This is a genomic window from uncultured Clostridium sp. (assembly GCF_934754925.1).
Lineage (GTDB): Bacteria > Bacillota > Clostridia > Clostridiales > Clostridiaceae > Clostridium.
In genome coordinates this window covers 1-4,933 of sequence record NZ_CAKVJA010000079.1, presented here as the reverse complement: position 1 = coordinate 4,933, position 4,933 = coordinate 1, and the positions used below count along the sequence as shown (strand labels likewise).

The following is a 4,933-nucleotide window of genomic DNA, read 5'->3' as shown; positions in this document are numbered from 1 at the left end:
ATTCCGCGATAGCTCAATGGTGGAGCACTCGGCTGTTAACCGATAGGCTGGAGGTTCGAGTCCTCTTCGCGGAGCCATTTTTATTTTAAAAGAGTTTTGTAAGAACAGATAATGTCTGTTGATACAAAACTCTTTTTTTATAAGTATGAATAAGGATTATTTTTATGTTGTATTTGAAGATAATAAAAAAGACTACGTAATTTATCTTGACATATAAAGGGTATTTGATAAAATTAATATATAAAATTTAATAAACATGTTGAGAAAGAAAAGTAGTTTTAATATTCTTTTTAGAGAGATGATGGTAGGTGAAAATCATTATGAAGTTAAGACCAAGGGAGCTTTTGAGTGTTAATTTAGAAAGTTGGGCTTTAGCCAAGAAGGGTGGAACCGCGGAATTTATTTTCGTCCCTTTATGGTTATAAGGCTTTTTTTATTATAAAAAAATATTTAGGAGGATTAAAAATGGCAGTAGAAAAGACTATGGATAAAATCGTTGCTTTATGTAAAAGCAGAGGTTTTATATTCCCGGGATCAGAAATATACGGAGGACTTGCTAACTCATGGGATTACGGTCCGTTAGGAGTAGAGTTTAAAAATAATGTTAAAAAAGCTTGGTGGAAAAAGTTTGTTCAAGAAAGTCCTTATAATGTAGGTGTTGACTGTGCAATATTAATGAATCCAGAAGTTTGGGTTGCATCAGGGCATGTTGGTGGATTCTCAGATCCTTTAATGGATTGTAAAGAATGTAAATCAAGATTTAGAGCTGATAAACTAGTTGAAGATCATATGACTGAGACAGGTGTAGAGGTTGCTTGTGCAGATGGATGGACTAATGAAGAGTTAATGGAATACATAACTAAGAATAATATTGTTTGTCCTAAGTGTGGAAAAATGAATTATACTGATATAAGAAAGTTCAATTTAATGTTTAAGACTTTCCAAGGAATAACTGAAGACTCAGCTAGTACAGTATATTTAAGACCAGAAACGGCACAAGGTATATTTGTTAATTTCAAATCAGTTCAAAGAACTTCTAGAAAGAAAGTACCATTCGGAATAGCTCAAATTGGTAAGTCTTTTAGAAATGAAATTACTCCAGGAAACTTTACTTTCAGAACAAGAGAGTTCGAGCAAATGGAATTAGAATTCTTCTGTAAGCCAGGTACAGATTTAGAATGGTTTGGATATTGGAAAGATTATTGCTGGAATTTCTTATTAAACCTAGGAGTTAATGCGGAATCTTTAAGAATGAGAGATCATGGTGAAGAAGAATTATCATTCTATTCAAATGCTACATCAGATATAGAATACTTATTCCCATTTGGTTGGGGAGAACTTTGGGGAATAGCTGATAGAACGGATTATGACCTAAAGAAGCATGCTGAACATTCAGGAACAGATATGACATATTTAGATCCAACAACTAATGAAAAATATATTCCATATTGTATAGAACCATCATTAGGTGCGGATAGAGTTGCACTAGCATTTTTAGTTGATGCTTATGATGAAGAGGAATTAGAAGGTGGAGATGTAAGAACAGTTATGCATTTACATCCGGCTTTAGCTCCATACAAAGCTGCTGTATTACCATTATCTAAAAAATTATCAGAAAAAGCTGATGAAGTATATTCAATGTTAGCTAAGAACTTCAACGTTGAATATGATGAAACAGGAAGTATTGGTAAGAGATATAGAAGACAAGATGAGATAGGAACACCATTCTGTATAACAGTTGACTTTGAAACTGAAAATGATGGATGTGTTACTATAAGACATAGAGATTCAATGACTCAAGAAAGAGTTAAAATAGAGGAATTAAATAACTTTATCGCAAAAAGTCTAGAATTTTAATTTACAGCGTTAGGATATACTTTAAAGTATATTCTAACGCTTTTTTACAAAATACAAAATATTATCAAAATTGTTAAATTATAATATAATATAGTGTGATCGAATAACTTAATTGGAGGATAGAATGTATAATAAATATCCTATGAAGATGCTAAGGTGGTCTCAGATTCCATATGGTGAACAGACAACATTTCCTAAGGGCGTAGATTGTAATGCTGGATATTGGCCGCTGAATTATTTTAATTATGCAGGAAATGGGGTTTTTGTTAATAATAACGGAAGGGTTATTTTTTGGAACATTGAAAATCCTAAAGATATAAATTTTAAAGATGATATGAGAGAATTGGAATATTTATTAAATAACATTACACAGGATCAAGTTAAAGTTGCAGATTATTGGAGTAGCGAAAATTTAATTGAAAATATAATGTCCATAGCATTAAAATTACTATCAGAATATAATGAATCACAGGGTTCTGCAGCAAGAATACTATCTATATTAAGCAAGAGTATTAATGATGCTTATATAATAGCATCATATTTCAAATATTTTTGGGACTCTCCAAGACCTATTCAAATAAATAAAGATTTAGCTGTAAATATAGAGACTCCTAAATCTCCGAGTTATCCATCAATATATTCTGTAGTAATGGCTACAGCAATAGAAATATTAATGTATTATTTTCCAAAAGAAAAAAATAAGTTATTAAAAATACATCAGGATATGTCATCATCAAGATTATATGGAGGAGTACATTTTAAATCAGATTTATATGAGGGTGCAAAGTTAGGAAAACAAATAGGTATGATGATAGTATTAGAAGCAACTAAAGAGAGAGATGTTAAAGGTAAAAAGATAGATGAGCCTATGGGCGATATGTTAGATGCAGATATACTTCCTAAATATTAAGCATAAAATAATAGCTACTATTTTAGATGTTTGAGATAACTCAAGCATCTTTTTGTAGAGTAAGTATTAAGTTATTATAATTTATAGAATATAAGAATTTATAATGATATAATTATTTATATGTTGGAAAGAATTAATAATATAAAAGTAGATAAGTTTATAATGTGTATGAGTGTGGAGGCAATTAATGAAAAATTTTTGTGAATTTAAAAAATTTATTAGTGGAAAAAATGTTGCTGTAGTAGGAATTGGGGTTAGTAATATACCTTTAATTAATTTTTTAGTGAAATTGGGAGCTAATGTAACAGGATTTGATATGAAGAGTGAAGAAGCATTAGGAAAAGTTGCTGTTGATTTCAAAAGAAAAGGTGTAAAGTTACAATTAGGAGAAAAATACTTAGATAAATTAACGGGATATGAGGTTATATTTAAAACTCCGTCAATGAGAATTGATTGCGACGCACTAGTAAGAGCAAAAAAAGAAGGGGCTTATATAACGTCTGAAATGGAGGAGTTTGTAAGGTACTGTAAAGGGAAAATATATGCTGTAACAGGTTCAGATGGAAAGACAACAACTACTACTATAATATCTAAATTATTAGAAGCCCAGGGATATAAAACGTGGGTAGGGGGAAATATAGGTACACCTTTGTTTTCTAATATAGAAGAAATAGAAGAAGATCATATGGTAGTTTTAGAATTATCAAGTTTTCAACTTATGACTATGAATTTACCTGTTGAAGTAGCTGTTGTTACAAATCTAGCACCAAATCACTTAGACATGCATAAGGATATGCAAGAATATATAGATGCAAAGAAAAATATATTTTTATATCAAAGTAGCGATAATGTTTTAGTTTTAAATAGAGAAAATGATATAACTTATGGTTTTGAGAAAGAAGCAAAAGCTGAAATAAGAGAATTTTCTTCAAAGAGAATACTTAATAAGGGAGCATACTTTAATGAAGAAACATTATATTTAGATGGAAATATAGTTTGTAAAAAAGAAGATATAGTTATTAAAGGTATGCATAATGTAGAAAATTATTTAGCAGCTTTTAGTGCAACTAAAGATGATGTAACAATTGAAACTATGAAAAAGGTTGCGGAAAGTTTTACTGGAGTTGAACATAGATGTGAGTTGGTAAGAGAAATTGATGGAGTAAAGTATTATAATGATTCTATTGCATCTAGTCCAACTAGAACGCTTGCAGGATTATTAGCTTTTGAAAGAAAAGTAATATTAATAGCTGGTGGCTATGATAAGCATATACCATTTGAGCCTTTGGCTGAAAACGGATATCCTTATATAAAAGAATTAATACTTTTAGGAGATACTAAATATTTAATAAAAGAAGCTTTCGATAAATTGAAATTAGAGAAGAATATAAATGTTCCAATTGTTATGGTGAACTCTTTAGAGGAAGCTGTCAATAAAGCAAAAGAAATAGCTGAAGCCGGAGATATTGTAACTTTATCACCAGCTTGTGCATCATTTGATATGTTCCCTAATTTTGCAGTAAGGGGAGATAGGTTTAAAGAAATAATAAATAGTTTATAGAATAGATTATAATTTTATAAATTAAATATTAATATTAAAAGAGGTAAGATGTGAATTTTACTTCTTTTTTTTATTTGTATATTTAAGTCTTTTGTTAGAATATTTATATAAAATATAAAATGTCAGTTAATATAAATATATAGAATTAAGGTATTTTGGATTAAAAATTAAAAGTTTCTTGTTATAAAAGGTATCAACATATCCTAGAGTATCATCATATGAAAAAGAGAGAAAAAAAGAGAAAAAGAGAGAAAAAATAAAATAAAATTTATAAAATGAAATAAAATGGTTACTTATATATTATTAAACATGTTAATATAAAACACGTCGTCGGGAACAAACAATAAAGTTTGAGAGAGACGAAAGGCGAATAACACAAAAAAACTAAAAAAGTTTTTAAAAAAAGTGTTGACAGCTAAGATGATAAATGATATTATGAATAAGCAGTCAAGTTGATTGCGAAATGATCTTTGAAAATTGAACAGAATATAAATTAAGTAACCAGCAATTCTTTTGAGAGTCTTAAAATAAAGACTCAAAGTAATTTGAGCAAATGATTAAACTTTTTAGTGAGAGTTTGATCCTGGCTCAGGACGAACGCTGGC

Annotated in this window: 3 protein-coding genes, 1 tRNA gene and 1 other annotated feature; all 4 genes read left to right on the top strand. The window is 29.4% G+C overall.

Annotated elements, in window-relative coordinates; translation table 11 throughout:
* Positions 1 to 2 precede the first annotated feature (2 nt).
* Positions 3 to 77: transfer RNA gene (locus Q0G30_RS13715), tRNA-Asn, on the top strand.
* Between the two features lie 173 nt (positions 78 to 250).
* Positions 251 to 416 (top strand) — a binding site (T-box leader).
* 49 nt (positions 417 to 465) lie between these two features.
* A complete protein-coding gene (locus tag Q0G30_RS13710) occupies positions 466 to 1,857 on the top strand; it encodes a glycine--tRNA ligase (protein ID WP_294391182.1) in 1,392 nt (463 codons plus the stop codon).
* Between the two features lie 124 nt (positions 1,858 to 1,981).
* A complete protein-coding gene (locus Q0G30_RS13705) occupies positions 1,982 to 2,767 on the top strand; it encodes a phosphatase PAP2 family protein (RefSeq protein WP_294391179.1) in 786 nt (261 codons plus the stop codon).
* Positions 2,768 to 2,954: 187 nt separating this feature from the next.
* Positions 2,955 to 4,328: a UDP-N-acetylmuramoyl-L-alanine--D-glutamate ligase gene (gene murD / locus Q0G30_RS13700; RefSeq protein WP_294391177.1), complete on the top strand. Its 1,374-nt coding sequence runs from the start codon at positions 2,955 to 2,957 to the stop codon at positions 4,326 to 4,328.
* Positions 4,329 to 4,933 lie beyond the last annotated feature (605 nt).

Excerpts from the sequence above, each read along its gene's own strand:
- Q0G30_RS13705 (WP_294391179.1), top strand. The coding sequence starts at position 1,982 with ATGTATAATAAATATCCTATGAAGATGCTAAGGTGGTCTCAGATTCCA.
- murD (WP_294391177.1), top strand. The coding sequence starts at position 2,955 with ATGAAAAATTTTTGTGAATTTAAAAAATTTATTAGTGGAAAAAATGTT.
- Q0G30_RS13710 (WP_294391182.1), top strand. The coding sequence starts at position 466 with ATGGCAGTAGAAAAGACTATGGATAAAATCGTTGCTTTATGTAAAAGC.